This is a genomic window from Acinetobacter sp. WA-87 (assembly GCF_039938935.1).
GTDB classification, from domain to species: domain Bacteria; phylum Pseudomonadota; class Gammaproteobacteria; order Pseudomonadales; family Moraxellaceae; genus Acinetobacter; species Acinetobacter seifertii.
Map to the genome: position 1 here is coordinate 157,877 of NZ_JBDUVF010000007.1, position 15,558 is coordinate 173,434.

Sequence of the window (15,558 nt, forward strand, 5' to 3'; positions counted from 1 at the left end):
TCGAGATCGGTATGCCAACTAAGTCTTTAGAGAAATCACATAATAACACCCAACATTATGTACATTGGTTCCGACATTCAGCACCTTATATTAATGCCCATCGCGATAAAACTTTTGTTTTAATGTTTGGCGGTGAAGCCGTCCGCGATCCTAATTTCGAACATATTATTCATGATATTGCTTTATTGCATTCACTTGGTATTCGCTTAATTTTAGTCCATGGCGCACGTCCACAAATTAATCAAAACCTTAAAGATAAAGGTATCGAAACTCCTTTTTATGATAACAGTCGTATTACAACACGCGAATCATTAGGCTGTGTCATGAGTGCTGTGGGGTCTATTCGGTTAGAAATTGAAGCACTGTTATCTATGGGATTGGCTAATTCTCCAATGTACGGCGCTCGAATAGATGTTGTATCAGGTAATTTCGTAACAGCTAAACCTTATGGTATTCGTGATGGAATGGATTTTCAGCTTACGGGTGAAGTTCGTTCTATAGATACCGACGCGATTGAGCGTCATCTCGATAACGATAATATTGTTTTACTGGGCCCGACTGGTTATTCAACCACTGGTGAAGTATTTAATTTAAGAGCTGAAGAAGTTGCAACGAAAACCGCAACCTATTTAAAAGCAGACAAATTAATCTTTTTAGGTGAACAACAAGGTTTGCTTAATGAAGAAGGACAATTATTGCGTGAATTGAGCCCGCATCAACTTGATTACTATATTCAGCAATACCAGACCAGTAGCCCCACCCTAACCCTACATTTACAGGAAGCAAAAAAGGCATCTTTATCGGGTGTTCACCGTGTTCATTTAATTTCTTACGCCTATGATGGTGCACTCATTGAAGAACTCTTCACCCGTGACGGTGTGGGTACCATGATTACCGATGCGCACTATGAAGAAGTTCGCACAGCCCATATTCAAGATGTGGGTGGCTTAATGAATTTATTGCGCCCGTTAGAAGAAGAAGGCATTTTGGTTTATCGTTCGCGTGAACGTTTAGAGCAGGAAATTAGCCAGTTTGCGGTTATTGAACGAGACGGTATGATTTTGGCTTGTGCTGCTCTTTATCCAATTCCAACTGAATTTAATGAAACTCGTTCGGCAGAAATTGCTTGTGTAGCAGTACACCCTAGTTATCGCAAATCAAATCGTGGTAGCCAAATTCTGCAATTCCTTGAAGAAAAGGCCAAACAACAAGGCATTCGTCAATTATTTGTCTTAACAACACGAACTGCTCATTGGTTTTTAGAACATGGTTTCCATCAAGTCACTGTTGATGAATTACCAAATGCCCGTCAGGCACTATATAACTATCAAAGAAATTCTTTAGTGTTTAAAAAACTACTTCCCTAGTCTTTGCATTTTTTAAGATATTCTTATTTCAGATAAGCTTAGTCCCAAAAGTACAACCATACATACCATTAATGTATGGTTATACTTTTTTTAAATCTTTAAATTTTCTTCATTTCATATTTTTCATTTTATTTACAAAAACTTAAACATTATTTCCTAAATATTATTCTGTTTAATAAATCATTTTTTTGCATAAGTTTATCGCCGAATGTTTTTAGCTTTTTTTTGCATAAATAAAGACTGAATACTTATTTTTTATGAAATAAAAATCCCTTTAGGGTATCTGCTCATCCAATTATTTTTCTTTTTCTCTTTCGGGGAGCACGAAACCACATGGCACTTTTTAATTCCACTTCATGGGCAAAATATTCAGTCATTGCTGCCAGCCTTTCGGGAGTGATGATGCTAGGTGGTTGTGCCAAAAAAGAGGAACAGACCACCACAACTCTAAATATTGGATACCAGAAATATGGCATCCTTCCTATTTTAAAAGCTCGTGGTGACTTGGAAAAAGCGCTAAAAGATCAAGGCGTACAAGTAAAATGGGTCGAGTTTCCTGCGGGTCCTCAATTACTTGAAGGCCTAAATGTCGGAAGCGTTTCATTGGGAGAGGCAGGTGAAGCACCACCTATTTTTGCTCAAGCAGCCAATCCAAACTTAGTCTATGTTGCAAACCAACCTGCTGCACCAAGAGCAGAAGCATTATTGGTACAAAAAGACTCTCCTATTCACTCTATTCAAGATTTAAAAGGCAAACGTGTCGCACTGAATAAGGGTTCGAATGTTCACTACCTATTATTGAAAGTTCTAGAAGCCAACAACTTAAGCTTAAGTGATATTCAACCAGTTTATTTACCGCCATCAGACGCACGTGCTGCTTTTGAAAAAGGCGCTGTCGATGCATGGGTCATTTGGGACCCGTTCTTTGCAGCAGCTGAACATCAAATTCAAGCTCGAGTTTTAGCAACAGGTGAAAACTTGGTAAGCAATCATCAGTTCTACTTAGCTGATCGTAAATTTGCAGAAAGTAATCCAAAAGTACTCAACACTGTTGTGCAAACGCTAAATCAAACAACCCAATGGGTCAGCACGCATCAAGATGAAGCGGCCAAGCTACTCGAAAAACCTACGGCACTTGAATTTGATGTACTCAAAACTTCTATTTCGCGAATGGGTTTTGGTGTTCAGCCAATATCTGACAAGGTCGCTCAAGAACAACAATATGTAGCCGATGCCTTTTATGCGCAAAAGCTCATTCCAAACAAGCTCACCATTCAAGATGCCATTTTAAAACTGAAATAAACCCAGCTTTGGTACAGCTTAAATAACGATATAAATGCTGTGCCTTGCCTGAAGGGAACAAGGATACCTATATGCAACATCAGTCATTATTTAATAAAAGTCAGTGGAATCAGTTAGTTAAACGCTTTAGTGCAGTCGCTGTCTTAGGTTTAACGATTGCTGCACCTGCTTGGGCAATTGACCCAACCGTAAAAGAACTGCGTATCGGTTTTCAAAAAAGCTCGATTAACTTCGCGATTGCCAAGCAACAAAAACTATTTGAACAAGAATTTCCAAATGCCAAGATCACTTGGAACGAGTTCCCGGCTGGCCCTCAAATTTTAGAAGCCTTGGCTGTTGGCTCACTCGATGTTGGCGTTACTGGAGACACACCTCCAGTCTATGCTCAAGCAGCGGGCAAGCCTTTATATTACATTGCTTATGAAGCAGCTAAGCCATTGGCGTCAGCAATTTTAGTTCCTAAAAACTCACAGCTCACCCAGCTTAAAGACCTTAAAGGCAAACGCATTGCATTGCAAAAAGGTTCCAGTTCACATTACTTGCTCGTACAGGCTGTGCGTAAAGCGGGCTTAAAATGGAGCGACATTACGCCAATTTGGCTCACACCTGCCGATGCGCGCGCAGCATTTCAAAAAGGTGCCGTTGATGCATGGGCAATTTGGGACCCTTACTACGCTTCAGCACAATTAGAAGACCAAGCTCGTGTTCTTGCATCTGGTAAAGGTCTAAGCCCGAACTATACCTTTTATTTAGCCGCTCCAAATTTTGTTAAGCAATATCCAAAAGCTGTTCCTGAACTTATCAAACAGATTAATCAAGCTGACAAATGGGTTCAAAGCCATCAAACAGAAACGGCGAGCGCGATTGGCCAAAGTACAGGACTAAAACCTGCAACCAGCGACTTATTTATTAAGCGTCGTCCACGTCCATCAGCAGCAGCTCCTCTTAATAGCAAAGTGATTGCTGAACAACAGCAACTCGCAGACATCTTTACTCAACAAGGCATCATTCCAAAGCCAATCAGCATTAAACAAGCTGTTTGGGGTGCCAAGTAATTTCAATAGACATATAGGTAATGCACATGAAAATTTTCTGGTTTATTCCTACCCACGGTGATAGTCGCTATTTAGGTACAAGTAAAGGCGCTCGTCAGGTTGACCATGCCTATATGAAGCAAATTGCTGTGGCAGTAGATAATTTAGGTTATGAAGGTGTACTTATTCCAACTGGCCGTTCATGTGAAGACCCGTGGATTACGGCGGCTAGTCTAATTGATGCAACTCAGCACCTTAAATTTTTAGTTGCGTTACGTCCGGGTGTAACAACACCAGCTTTGGCTGCTCGTATGGCTGCTACATTTGATCGCTTGTCGAATGGTCGTGTGCTACTCAACTTAGTGACTGGTGGCGATGAAGCCGAACTGCGCGGTGACGGTTTATATGAAGATCACTTAACGCGTTACCAAACTGCCAACGAATATGTAAAAATCTGGCGTGAAATTTTGACGCGTTCACATACGGGTGACGCTTTTACATTCCACGGTGAACGCTTACAAGTCGATGATGCAAAACTACTTTACCCACCTGTTCAAAAGCCTTACCCACCTCTTTGGTTTGGCGGTTCTTCAGATGTCGCTGTCGACCTTGCAGCGGAGCAAGTAGACACTTACCTCACTTGGGGTGAACCGCCAGCGGCCGTGAAAGAAAAGATCGAGCATGTTCGTGCAAAAGCAGAGGCTAAAGGCCGTAAATTAACTTATGGTATTCGCTTGCATGTCATTGTTCGTGAAACCAACGAACAAGCATGGGCCGCAGCGAACGAACTTATTCAATATCTCGACGATGCAACTATTGCCGCGGCACAGAAAAAATTTGCTCAAATGGACTCGGTAGGCCAACAACGGATGGCAGCGCTACACGGCGGCAACCGAGACAAGCTAGAAGTCTCTCCAAACCTTTGGGCTGGTATTGGTTTAGTCCGTGGTGGTGCAGGTACGGCACTTGTAGGTGACCCAGAGACAGTTGCTGCTCGTATTCAGGAGTATGCAGACCTTGGTATTGACACCTTTATTTTCTCAGGCTATCCACACCTTGAAGAGTCTATCCGTTTTGCAGAGTTAGTATTCCCGTTATTACCAATTGAAACTCGCGCTAAACTTGCTCAGCCAAATTTAACTGGTCCATTCGGTGAAATTATTGCCAACAATTATGTTCCAGACGAGAAGAAGCAAAATAGTTCCGTCAAGGAGTCTGCATGAGCCAAGATGTAAATATTGTTTCACGTGGAACAAAACAAATCGGGCAGCGTTTGCTGCCCTGGATTTTCCCAATTGTTCTATTGGTTGTTTGGCAAATTGCCTCAAGTTCGGGTCTTTTAGAAAGCCGTATTTTACCTGCTCCAAGTGCTGTCATTTCAGCTTTTTGGCATCTTTTGGTGAGTGGCGAACTATGGCATCACGTTAAAGTAAGTGCTGGTCGTGCATTGCTTGGGCTTTTAGTAGGCGGTGGTTTAGGCTTGCTATTAGGTCTGCTCAATGGGTCTTCGCGTTTCGCCTCCACCCTACTCGATACAACCTTACAGATGATTCGTAATATCCCAGCTCTTGCGCTTATTCCGCTGGTGATTTTGTGGTTTGGTATTGATGAAACAGCAAAATTGTTTTTAGTTGCTGTCGGTGTTTTCTTCCCAATTTATATCAACACCTATCATGGAATTCGTTCAGTCGACCCACAATTAATTGAGATGGGTAAAAGCTATGGGCTTTCCCGCTGGCAGCTCTACAAAGAAATTATTCTACCAGGTGCAATGCCTTCTATTTTAGTGGGTCTACGTTTTGCATTAGGTTTGGTTTGGGTATTACTCATTGTGGCTGAAACGATCTCAGCGCAAGCAGGTATTGGTTATATGACCATGAATGCACGAGAGTTTTTGCAAACAGATGTGGTTCTGGTCGGTATTCTTCTTTACGCCCTATTAGGCAAGTTAGCCGATGTTTTAGCACAAATTTTGGAACGCTATTTACTACGTTGGCACGCTGGTTATCAAAAATAAGGGAGCTTAAAATATGACAAATCTGAATTTAAATATTAATCAGAATGACGTAGAGCTCATTCCAGAAAATCATCCAGAGTCACAAGAACCTGTCGTAGGTGCAGAGATTCTGATTGAACAGCTTTACAAGTTTTATGGTGAGGTGAAAGTTCTTGAAGATCTTAATCTGCATATTCAACCGGGCGAATTTTTAGCGATCGTTGGTCGTAGTGGCTGCGGTAAAAGTACGTTACTACGCTTAATTGCCCAACTTGAAAAAGCAAGTTTCGGAGAAATTAAATTTAAATCTGCGCGACATTTACGCGAAGGGATTACTAACGATGATATTCGGGTTATGTTCCAAGACCCACGTTTACTTCCTTGGAGAAATATTCTTCAAAACGTTCAACTTGGACTACCAAAATCACAACATGCTTTGGCAGAAGAATTACTGGAAAAGGTGGGTTTAAAAGAAAAATCGGGACAGTGGCCTTCACAGCTCTCAGGTGGCCAGCGCCAGCGTACAGCGCTAGCTCGCGCATTATCTCATACTCCACGTATTTTACTGTTAGATGAGCCGTTAGGTGCATTAGACGCGCTCACCCGTCTTGAGATGCAAAGCTTGATTGAACGTTTATGGAAAGAGCAAGGTTTTACTGCCATTTTGGTCACACACGATGTAAGTGAAGCCGTGCAACTGGCCGACCGTATTATCCTATTAGATAAGGGCCAAATTGCCCAAAGTTTCCAAGTGAATTTGCCACGTCCGCGTAAAAAGAGCATAACTTTTGCCCAGCTTGAACAACAAGTACTCGATGCTGTTTTAGCAACTTAAAGCTGAGATGAGTAATGAGAACCATTTCAACCACAAAATGTCCAATTAACGAGCAATAAAACTGATGATTTATTGCTCTTTTTTGGGGCGAATATAAAAAAATATTTTTAAGAATAACAATAAACTAGTGAATCTCTCTATTTTTTGCACAATAGTATATCTATTGCTCAAATAACTATCCGTTTTTTCACTAAAAAAGTGAGACACCTGTGCACAAATCAAACGATTTACCTTACAATGGGAGCACTATCTTTTTAATTTATGCAGCAAATGGAACAAAAGAAGAGTACTCAAAAGCGCAATCAGCTTCTTGCTGCCGCCCTTGATGTGTTTTCACTATATGGGTTCAGTGGTGCAAGTCTGGATGAAATTGCCCAACTCGCTGACATGCATAAGTCGAATATTTTCTATTACTATGAAAATAAAGAGTCTTTATATGTGGAAGTGCTGACCACAGTTTTACAAAAATGGCTTGCTCCCTTACAAACCTTAGAAGCTGAGTTAGAACCAGCCGAAGCTTTGTCTCACTACTTAATACAAAAAATCGAACTTTCACGTAGCCAACCAAAAGCTTCGCGACTATTTGCTTTGGAAATTATCCAAGGGGCGCCGCACATTTTACCTATACTGAAAGGGCCTTTGAAAAAGCTATTTAAGCGCAAAGCTAAAGTCATTCAGACTTGGCAGGAAGAAGGGAAAATTTCCCCAGATATCGATCCTGAGCTGTTAATACTCAATATTTGGGGTCTTACACAAAACTATGCCGATTTTGCCACGCAAATGGAAATGGTGACTGGAAAAACGTTGCGAAACCGCAGTATGTTCCAACGCTCGATTGAGCATACAGTACATCTCATGCTCTACGGCGTAATCCCTCGTTAAAACAAAAAAAGATCGGCAAATTTGCCGATCTTTTTTTTAGAAATGATTTTGATAAAGAGCCAAGAGTTTTTGCGCGCCCAATAATAAATTTTCTTCCCAATCTAAATGAGCGGTATCATCTGCGCCATCAGTAATATACTTGACTGAAATTAGGCGTACACCTAGCTTATGGCAAACTTTGGCTAAGGCATACCCTTCCATATCCACCACATCACAAGCGACTTTCGGCTGACCCGTTTCAAATGAGTCCCCTGTCCCGCAAATGCCTTTTGGTAAATCAGAAAAATGTGATTGAAGATGAATTTCAGCAGGTAAGTGCTCATCTAACGGCGTTACACCGACTTCAAACCCTAATGGTGAAACATCCATATCACGTTGCACAAAAGTTTTTACTTCGACCAAATCATGTCTATTAAAAGATGAACTTCCTGCCGAACCTAAGTTAATTAGAGTTTTACAGCCTGTTTTTTGAATAACTTCAAATGCTTTAAAGGCAGCGTTGATTTTACCGATACCGCTATAATGGACTTCAATACCTGCTTGCTCAAACAAACCTTTAGATTCATTAGGAAGTGCCATAATTAAAGCAATATTTTTGTTCATTCAAAAAGCTCAAATCAAAATTAAATAAATTAGAAAATAAGTATAAATCAGGTGCAAAAGCTTTTTTGCACCTTTTCACTATTACTGCATTTTTTGTTGTAAGGCGATTAAACATGGAGAGAAGAACAGTTGCCCACTATAGGCTCCGGCTAAGGTTTTCTTCATTACAACGCTCCACATCACTAATAATAAAACACTAAGTGCCACTGCAACATACTGTAAAAATACAACTTCAACCTGATGCCCTAAATTAAATAAAGCCAAAATAAACACACCAAGTGGAAAGGTTAAGCCCCACCATCCCAAGTTAAACGGAATACCTGTTTTTGCATGACGAAGCGTTGTTAATATCGCAAGACCTAGCCACCATAACCCAAAGCCTAACAGTACCAAACTGCCTACCACGCCTAATGCTTGAAATACATTAGCAAACTGGTCAAATCCTACATTTGGCGCCACTCTTTTTGCCTGTTCACCTAGCAACAATAGACCTAACGCACCTGTTCCAATTGGACCTAAAGATAACCAGCTAGAAATTGCGACTTCTTTTTCCGGTAACTGATGCAAAGCCATACGCAGCATTAAAATGGTCAAAATAGCGAATGCAGGTAAAACAGAAATTCCCCAAAGTACGTAGCCCGCCATTAATAAATGAAAGCTATGCAAATCTGCTGGTAAGTGTGCAACCAACATGCCCGCAGAGCTTGCTGCTACTTCACAAGCAACGACAGGTAAAAGCCAGATTGCAGTCATGGTATGTAGCTGATGGTTCTGACGGCTAAACATGCAAAACGGCACAATCCAAGCAATTGCGAGTGCTAAAAATACATCGACGTACCATAAAGCTTGAGCAATATGGATTGCTACTTCACCATAAAGCCCGACACCGAAGCTTAAAAAGCCATTTAATATGGTTGCAAGCCCCATCGGTATAGCGCCTAAAAACAAGCTCATATTTGGATGATTAAATACTTGCTTCGCTTCATGAGGGAAAAGAAACCACCGCAATAAATAAAGACCTGAAAAAACACTAAATAGAACAATATTAAATTGCCATAACAGCGTCGCCAGCATAAATAAAAATGATTTGGCAAATGGAAGCTGAATTAAAATCATACTCACCACACCAGTACCCATAGTTGCTGTAAACCAATTTGGGGTAAAATGCCGTATAACATCTTTACTTTGATTTAATTGGTAAAAGGGTCTTTTCATCTTGAGTCTCTAGTCAAAGAGTGGATGAAGCTATAGTAGGATAAATTAATAATAAGAAAAATTGATTTATTTTTATTTAATTCATCAGTTTTTTAGATATAAAAGATATTCATATTGAAAAATACCTGAGTAAAAACACAACAACAAGACGAATCTGTGAGATTATGGCAATATATAGCCCTTGCAAAAATAGCCATATTTTAAGTTCATGAAACTGCTTCGTCTTAATGCGTTATCGCCCAATTTCCAGTTACCGCAAACAGCGGTAACTATTGGTAATTTTGATGGTGTCCATTTAGGTCACCAAGCGATGATTGCTCAACTCAAAAAAATTGCTGCAGCACAAGGCTTAAAAACATTGGTCATGATTTTTGAGCCACAACCGCTTGAGTTCTTTAAAGGCTACGATGCTCCACCTCGTATTAATTCATTACGAGAAAAAGTTGAATACCTCGCTGAACTTGGGGTGGATTACATTGCGGTTGCCAAATTTGACCAGCATTTCCGTAGCATGAGCGCATCAGAATTCGCAGATTTATTAAAAGACAAATTAAATGCGCAGGCTTTGGTTTTAGGAGATGACTTTCATTTCGGCAAAGACCGTCAAGGCAACAGCGAATTTTTAAGAAATTACGGCTTTCAAGTCACAAATTTACATACGATTGAACTCGAAGGTGAACGCGTCAGTTCAACTCGTATTCGCCAAGTGCTTCAAGTGGGTAATCTCACTTTAGCAGCTAAATTATTAGGCCGTCCGTACAGTATTACCGGACGAGTTCAATATGGCGACCAAATTGGACGAACTTTAGATTTTCCAACGATTAATGTCCGTCTCAACCGCCATAAGCCTTGTTTAAATGGTATTTATGGCGTTGAAGTCATTTGCGAAACAACTTCGCTAACTCAAAAAGTGCTTCAAGATGACCCTGAAAAACCGGGAATTGCCGGATATCATGAAAATAGCCTTTATGGTGCAGGTCATGTCGGTACTCGCCCAGCCATTCAGCAAGAGCATCCAGAGTGGAGATTAGAAGTACATTTCCCTGATGTTTCTGCTAATCTGTATGGCTTATTTATGCGGGTGACTTTTCTTCACTATCTTCATGGTGAATTGAACTACCCTTCGCTTGAGGCACTTAAGGCAGGAATTGATAATGACGTGCAACAATTACGACAATATCGTAACGACACGACACAATTTCCTTTTTAATTCGAATTTTGATTGTAAAACATGTCGGCTCCCAAGCTGATTAAACTGGAAGACAACTTGCATGAGCGATAAGCAAACTACTGAAAATGCAGTGGACTACAAAGCCACGCTAAACCTGCCGGATACTGAATTTGCAATGAAAGCAAATTTGGCAGTACGTGAAGTGAAATGGTTAGAAGAGTGGTATACCGACAACATTTATCAGCAGATTCGTGCATCGCGTATTGGCAAGAAAAAATATATTTTGCATGATGGCCCTCCATATGCGAACGGTACAATTCATTTGGGTCATGCGGTTAACAAAGTACTCAAAGACGTCATCGTAAAAAGCCGTACTTTGGCAGGTTTCGATGCGCCATATGTTCCGGGTTGGGACTGTCATGGCTTGCCAATCGAACTAAAAGTTGAAGAAAAAGTAGGTAAAGTGGGCGAAAAAGTTGACGCAGCGACTTTCCGTAAACTGTGCCGTGAATATGCGCTAAAACAAATTGATTTACAGCGTGCTGATTTTAAACGCCTTGGTGTTTTAGGTGATTGGGATAATCCTTACCTCACCATGAACTACAAACAAGAAGCCGATATCGTTCGTGCTTTAGGTTTAATTCAAAAAAATGGTCATATCCAGCCGGGTTTAAAGCCAGTGAACTGGTGTATGGACTGTGGTTCAGCACTTGCTGAAGCTGAAGTTGAATATGAAGATAAAAAATCTGACGCAATTGACGTTGGTTTTGGCGTTGTAGATTTAAAAGATTTAAGCGCTCGTGTAAATGTAGATGTTCAAGACCCAACAGATATCGTGATCTGGACCACTACACCTTGGACATTACCAGCGAACCAAGCAGTTGCATTGCATGCCGAAATTGAATATCAATTAGTACAAGTAACGACTGAACGTGGTAAACAAAACTTTATTCTTGCTAAAGACTTAGTTGCTTCTGCAATTGAGCGTTATAAGCTTGAAAACCCAGTTGTTTTAGCTGACTTTACTGGTTCAGCTCTTGAAAACCTTACTTTACAACATCCTTTACTTACCGATCGTCAAGTTCCGGTTATTTTAGGTGAACACGTTATCGCAACAAGCGGTACAGGTGCTGTACACACTGCTCCTGGCCACGGTGCAGATGACTATAAAGTAGGTCTTCAATACAACCTTAAAGTTGAAAACCCAGTGGGTGGTAACGGAGTTTACTTACCAACTGCACCAATCTTTGCTGGTGAGCACATCTATAAAGCCAATCCAAAGATTATTGAAGCTTTAGGTGCTGTAGGTCGCTTATGGGCTCATCAACCTATTAAACACAGCTACCCACACTGCTGGCGCCATAAAACTCCGATTATTTTCCGTGCTACACCACAATGGTTTATCAGCATGGATCAAAAAGGTTTACGTGAAGGTGCGCTTAACGCCATTGAAAACGATATCGAGTTTGTACCGAACTGGGGTAAAAACCGTATTGAATCAATGATCGAAGGTCGTCCAGACTGGTGTATCTCACGTCAACGTACCTGGGGTGTGCCAATTCCTTTCTTCGTTCATAAAGATACGAATGAATTGCACCCTCGTACGCCGGAACTCATCGAAGAAGTTGCAAAACTTATCGAACAAGAAGGTATCGATGCATGGTTTAACCGTGATGCAAAAGACTTCATTGGTGAAGATGCTGAACAGTACAATGCGGTTCGCGATACGCTAGATGTATGGTTTGACTCTGGTACAACACATTATGCGGTACTTGAGCAACGTGAAGAATTAGAAAGCCCTGCTGACTTATATTTAGAAGGTTCAGACCAACACCGTGGCTGGTTCCAATCTTCTTTATTAACGTCTATGGCAATTCATAACCGCGCGCCATACAAAGCCTTGTTAACACATGGTTTTACAGTGGATGAAAATGGCCGAAAATTGTCGAAATCTTTAGGCAACTATATCCCGCTTGAAGAAATCATCAAACAACTTGGTGCTGACGGTTTACGTTTATATGTAGCGTCTAGCGACTATCGCTATGAAATCGCAGCATCAAAAGAAATCTTTAGCCGTGTAAGTGATAGCTACCGTCGTATTCGTAATACGCTACGCTTCTTGCTTGCAAACTTAAATGGTTTCAAACCAAGTACAGATGCTTTAGCAGTAGATGACCTTATCGCTCTTGATCAATACATCTTGCAACGTGCGAATGAAGTACAACAAACGATTATCACTGCTTATGAAGAAATGAACTTCCATGTCGTGTGTAGTGCGTTAACAAGCTTCTGTATTAATGACTTAGGTGGTTTCTACCTAGACATCATCAAAGACCGTCAATACACCACTAAGGCTGACTCACAAGCACGTCGTTCTGCACAAACAGCGCTTTACCATATCATACAAGCATTTGTTCGCTGGATAAGTCCTATTCTAAGCTTCACAGCTCAAGAAGCGTGGCCACTTATTCCAGAACAAACTGAGAAGTATGTATTTACAGCTGAATGGTATGACCTACCTGTTTCATCAAAAGCAAACTTACTTTCTGAAGCAGATTGGCAAACATTGATTAGTGTAAAATCTGCAGTAAATAAACAGATTGAAGCAGCCCGTAACGCTAAACTTGTCGGTAGTAATCTTTCAGCCAAAGTTGAACTTTGGGCAAATGAATCATTACAAACAGTTTTAAACCAATTGGCTGATGAACTCCGTTTTGTTCTTATTACTTCGCAAGTAGTAGTACATCCATTTGCTGAACAAGGTGAAGCAACTGAAATGGAAGGCTTACGTGTACAAGTATCTGCAGCTGAAGGTGAAAAATGTGCACGTTGCTGGCACGTCCTTCCTGATGTAAATACACACGCCGATCATCCTGGTTTATGTGGTCGTTGTATTGTGAACGTCACTGGTCGTGGCGAAGTGAGAAAATATGCCTAATTCACAAGCTAAAAAAGGCTTATTCCAGTTTTATCCGCACAACCTCATTTGGCTTGGACTTTCTGTCCTTGCCATTGTGTTGGATCAATGGACAAAATGGATCGCAAGTACACATCTGAACTATGCAGATCCTGTACCTGTGCTTCCATTTTTAAACTGGACACTATTACATAACTATGGTGCAGCTTTTAGCTTTTTATCTGATGCTGGAGGATGGCAACGCTATTTCTTCACATCTTTGGCAGGCTTAGTTTCAATACTTTTTGTATTTTGGTTGCTACGTATGCCTAAAAAAATGGTGGTGCTACCTATAGCTATCGCTTTAATTTTAGGTGGAGCACTTGGTAATTTAATTGACCGTATTACTTTAGGGTATGTGGTCGATTTCATTCATGTTTATTACCAAAATCATCACTTTCCGGCTTTTAATATAGCGGACAGTGCCATTACTCTAGGTACCATTTTGCTACTCATCGATACATTCTTCCTTGAGAAGCAAAGACCTAAAAATTCGGATGCATAATATGACCGAAATTATTCAACCTAATGAAGAAATTCGTATTACTGACGGTTCTAAAGTTGACCTACACTTTTCTGTTGCTCTTGAAAATGGCGTAGAAATTGACAATACACGTAGCCGTGAAGAACCTGTTAGCTTGACTATTGGTGACGGTAACTTGTTACCAGGTTTTGAGAAAGCCTTATTCGGCTTACGTGCAGGTGACCGACGTACAGTACATCTTCCACCAGAAGATGCTTTTGGTCCTTGGAATCCGGAAAATATACAAACTTTTGATACGGTTAAATTCGAACAACGACCTATTCCTGGTCACATGATCGAGTTTGAAGATAAAGCAAAAGCAACTTTATTTGGTGTCGTGAAATCAGTGAATGATGATATTACTGAAATTGATTTCAATCACCCTTTAGCTGGCAAAAATATTACTTTTGAAGTAGAGATATTCAAAGTAACTCCAGCTGGCCAGCAAGGCATCAAGTTGATGTAAAAAGAGCCCTCGATTGAGGGCTTTTTTATTATTTAATCTTTATACATGACATAATAATCCTTACAAATTCTATATTCTCACGTCCTATGTAATGAATTAAGTTATAAGGATAAAAATCCTTAGGAAAAATATATGCTGGTCTATATTGTCGTGGGAAGTGTTCGTGAAGGACGTACAGCAATTAAAATTGCCAATTGGATAGAATCAACAATTCCAACATTGGGTCTAAAAGATTTCCAAACCGAAGTAGTCGATTTAAAAGAATGGGATTTACCTCTGTTTTCAGGCTCTCACCCACCCGCTACCGGAATTTATGATCAACCTAAACAACAAGAATGGGCAAACAAAATTGCTCAAGCAGATGCTTTTATCTTTATTAGCCCAGAATACAACCACGGTTACAGCCCAGTTTTAAAAAATGCACTCGACTATGTAGGTAAAGAATGGAGCGGTAAACCAGCCGCATTTATTGGCTATGGCTCCACAAATGGCTCGCGCTCTATTAGCCAAATACGCCAAGTCACCTCAAGTTTAAGTATTGTTGACCCAAATGCTGTAATAGAAATACGAGATATCTTTAAACGCAATAAAGATGAAAAATTTGAAGCCAATGAATTTGAAGTAAAAGGTCTTCAATCAATTGTTGAAAAGCTACAAAAATATCATTTGTCTTAAATTGAACAAAAGCCTCTTTTCCCAATAAAAGGGGCTTTTTAAATTTTATAAACTTTTTAAATAATTCACTACGTCTGTATTACCAGCCATTTCTGCTAACTGTAGTGCTGTGTATTCGCTTTTATAAGCAACTTGCGCACCTTTTCCTACCAAGAGCTTCACTATCTCTAAATGGTCATTTTCAGCCGCTGCTTGTAGAGCACTATAACCTTCCTCATCTATCTGATTAGGGTCCTCTCCATCTATTAATAATTGTTTTACTTGCTCTAGATCACCTAAAGATGCCCAATAGATCAACTCTGGAAGAGAAAGTTCTTCATTATCTTCAGGTAATTGAGAGAAAGAATTAAATTTCACGAGATCATGCCAAAATAAAAAGCTTCTTCATTATATCTCTGAAACAGGACAACCGTACAAATTTCTTCCGCGCAATAAGCAACACCCCGGTTTCTTTCGAGACCGGGGTGTTTGGAATAATGAGCTGGCGATGACTTACTCTCACATGGGTAACCCCACACTACCATCAGCGCTAA

General features: G+C 40.4%; 16 protein-coding genes. 12 read left to right on the forward strand and 4 right to left on the reverse strand.

Annotated elements, in window-relative coordinates; translation table 11 throughout:
* Positions 1-11 precede the first annotated feature (11 nt).
* From argA to ABFY81_RS17270, 7 genes are all read left to right on the forward strand, one after another.
* Entirely contained in the window at positions 12-1,367 is a 1,356-nt protein-coding gene (gene argA / locus ABFY81_RS17240; RefSeq protein ID WP_019457895.1) for an amino-acid N-acetyltransferase, read from the forward strand.
* A gap of 333 nt (positions 1,368-1,700) precedes the next feature.
* Positions 1,701-2,669: a sulfonate ABC transporter substrate-binding protein gene (locus tag ABFY81_RS17245; RefSeq protein WP_347914249.1), complete on the forward strand. Its 969-nt coding sequence runs from the start codon at positions 1,701-1,703 to the stop codon at positions 2,667-2,669.
* 71 nt (positions 2,670-2,740) lie between these two features.
* Positions 2,741-3,724, forward strand: a complete 984-nt coding sequence (locus tag ABFY81_RS17250) for a sulfonate ABC transporter substrate-binding protein (protein WP_347914250.1) — start codon at positions 2,741-2,743, stop codon at positions 3,722-3,724.
* Between the two features lie 26 nt (positions 3,725-3,750).
* Positions 3,751-4,926, forward strand: a complete 1,176-nt coding sequence (ssuD, locus tag ABFY81_RS17255) for an FMNH2-dependent alkanesulfonate monooxygenase (RefSeq protein WP_347914251.1) — start codon at positions 3,751-3,753, stop codon at positions 4,924-4,926.
* Positions 4,923-5,720, forward strand: coding sequence for an aliphatic sulfonate ABC transporter permease SsuC (ssuC, locus tag ABFY81_RS17260; RefSeq protein ID WP_004706119.1), 798 nt, complete (start codon positions 4,923-4,925; stop codon positions 5,718-5,720). The genes ssuD and ssuC overlap by 4 nt, the downstream gene beginning before the upstream one ends.
* 13 nt (positions 5,721-5,733) lie before the next feature.
* Positions 5,734-6,534: an ATP-binding cassette domain-containing protein gene (locus ABFY81_RS17265; RefSeq protein WP_004706121.1), complete on the forward strand. Its 801-nt coding sequence runs from the start codon at positions 5,734-5,736 to the stop codon at positions 6,532-6,534.
* 261 nt (positions 6,535-6,795) lie between these two features.
* The gene (locus ABFY81_RS17270) at positions 6,796-7,416 is read left to right on the forward strand and encodes a TetR/AcrR family transcriptional regulator (RefSeq protein ID WP_004706123.1); all 621 of its coding nucleotides are present in this window, start codon (positions 6,796-6,798) and stop codon (positions 7,414-7,416) included.
* Positions 7,417-7,452: 36 nt separating this feature from the next.
* Here ABFY81_RS17270 and ABFY81_RS17275 read toward each other — a convergent pair whose 3' ends face one another.
* Together ABFY81_RS17275 and ABFY81_RS17280 are read right to left on the reverse strand one after the other, a co-directional pair.
* The gene (locus tag ABFY81_RS17275; protein ID WP_347914253.1) at positions 7,453-8,019 is read right to left on the reverse strand and encodes a 5'-methylthioadenosine/S-adenosylhomocysteine nucleosidase; all 567 of its coding nucleotides are present in this window, start codon (positions 8,017-8,019) and stop codon (positions 7,453-7,455) included.
* 81 nt (positions 8,020-8,100) lie between these two features.
* The gene (locus tag ABFY81_RS17280) at positions 8,101-9,234 is read right to left on the reverse strand and encodes a TDT family transporter (RefSeq protein ID WP_019457891.1); all 1,134 of its coding nucleotides are present in this window, start codon (positions 9,232-9,234) and stop codon (positions 8,101-8,103) included.
* Between the two features lie 208 nt (positions 9,235-9,442).
* On the opposite strand from ABFY81_RS17280, the gene ribF reads away from it, so the two are divergent.
* The 5 genes from ribF to ABFY81_RS17305 all read left to right on the forward strand — a co-directional run bounded on the left by ribF (position 9,443) and on the right by ABFY81_RS17305 (position 15,025).
* Positions 9,443-10,444 carry a bifunctional riboflavin kinase/FAD synthetase gene (gene ribF / locus ABFY81_RS17285; protein ID WP_191108897.1) on the forward strand — a complete coding sequence of 334 codons (1,002 nt, stop codon included), beginning with the start codon at positions 9,443-9,445 and terminating at the stop codon, positions 10,442-10,444.
* A 61-nt stretch (positions 10,445-10,505) separates the two neighbouring features.
* Positions 10,506-13,343, forward strand: coding sequence for an isoleucine--tRNA ligase (gene ileS, locus ABFY81_RS17290; protein ID WP_347914254.1), 2,838 nt, complete (start codon positions 10,506-10,508; stop codon positions 13,341-13,343).
* Positions 13,336-13,866, forward strand: a complete 531-nt coding sequence (gene lspA / locus ABFY81_RS17295) for a signal peptidase II (protein ID WP_004706135.1) — start codon at positions 13,336-13,338, stop codon at positions 13,864-13,866. Before ileS ends, lspA begins: the two co-directional genes overlap by 8 nt.
* Position 13,867: 1 nt before the next feature.
* Positions 13,868-14,350, forward strand: a complete 483-nt coding sequence (locus ABFY81_RS17300) for a peptidylprolyl isomerase (protein ID WP_004884037.1) — start codon at positions 13,868-13,870, stop codon at positions 14,348-14,350.
* Between the two features lie 132 nt (positions 14,351-14,482).
* Entirely contained in the window at positions 14,483-15,025 is a 543-nt protein-coding gene (locus ABFY81_RS17305; protein WP_347914255.1) for an NAD(P)H-dependent oxidoreductase, read from the forward strand.
* Positions 15,026-15,070: 45 nt separating this feature from the next.
* On the opposite strand, the gene ABFY81_RS17310 is transcribed toward ABFY81_RS17305, so the two are convergent.
* The gene (locus ABFY81_RS17310) at positions 15,071-15,382 is read right to left on the reverse strand and encodes an ankyrin repeat domain-containing protein (RefSeq protein WP_032041232.1); all 312 of its coding nucleotides are present in this window, start codon (positions 15,380-15,382) and stop codon (positions 15,071-15,073) included.
* A partial coding sequence (locus tag ABFY81_RS17315) for a hypothetical protein (protein ID WP_347914256.1) occupies positions 15,379-15,558 on the reverse strand: 180 nt, incomplete at its 5' end. The genes ABFY81_RS17315 and ABFY81_RS17310, both read right to left, overlap by 4 nt.

Bases quoted from the DNA above. Each gene is read 5' to 3' on its own strand.
- argA (WP_019457895.1), top strand. From the start codon at position 12: ATGCCAACTAAGTCTTTAGAGAAATCACATAATAACACCCAACATTAT.
- ABFY81_RS17245 (WP_347914249.1), top strand. From the start codon at position 1,701: ATGGCACTTTTTAATTCCACTTCATGGGCAAAATATTCAGTCATTGCT.
- ABFY81_RS17250 (WP_347914250.1), top strand. From the start codon at position 2,741: ATGCAACATCAGTCATTATTTAATAAAAGTCAGTGGAATCAGTTAGTT.
- ssuD (WP_347914251.1), top strand. From the start codon at position 3,751: ATGAAAATTTTCTGGTTTATTCCTACCCACGGTGATAGTCGCTATTTA.
- ssuC (WP_004706119.1), top strand. From the start codon at position 4,923: ATGAGCCAAGATGTAAATATTGTTTCACGTGGAACAAAACAAATCGGG.
- ABFY81_RS17265 (WP_004706121.1), top strand. From the start codon at position 5,734: ATGACAAATCTGAATTTAAATATTAATCAGAATGACGTAGAGCTCATT.
- ABFY81_RS17270 (WP_004706123.1), top strand. From the start codon at position 6,796: ATGCAGCAAATGGAACAAAAGAAGAGTACTCAAAAGCGCAATCAGCTT.
- ABFY81_RS17275 (WP_347914253.1), bottom strand. From the start codon at position 8,019: ATGAACAAAAATATTGCTTTAATTATGGCACTTCCTAATGAATCTAAA.
- ABFY81_RS17280 (WP_019457891.1), bottom strand. From the start codon at position 9,234: ATGAAAAGACCCTTTTACCAATTAAATCAAAGTAAAGATGTTATACGG.
- ribF (WP_191108897.1), top strand. From the start codon at position 9,443: ATGAAACTGCTTCGTCTTAATGCGTTATCGCCCAATTTCCAGTTACCG.
- ileS (WP_347914254.1), top strand. From the start codon at position 10,506: ATGAGCGATAAGCAAACTACTGAAAATGCAGTGGACTACAAAGCCACG.
- lspA (WP_004706135.1), top strand. From the start codon at position 13,336: ATGCCTAATTCACAAGCTAAAAAAGGCTTATTCCAGTTTTATCCGCAC.
- ABFY81_RS17300 (WP_004884037.1), top strand. From the start codon at position 13,868: ATGACCGAAATTATTCAACCTAATGAAGAAATTCGTATTACTGACGGT.
- ABFY81_RS17305 (WP_347914255.1), top strand. From the start codon at position 14,483: ATGCTGGTCTATATTGTCGTGGGAAGTGTTCGTGAAGGACGTACAGCA.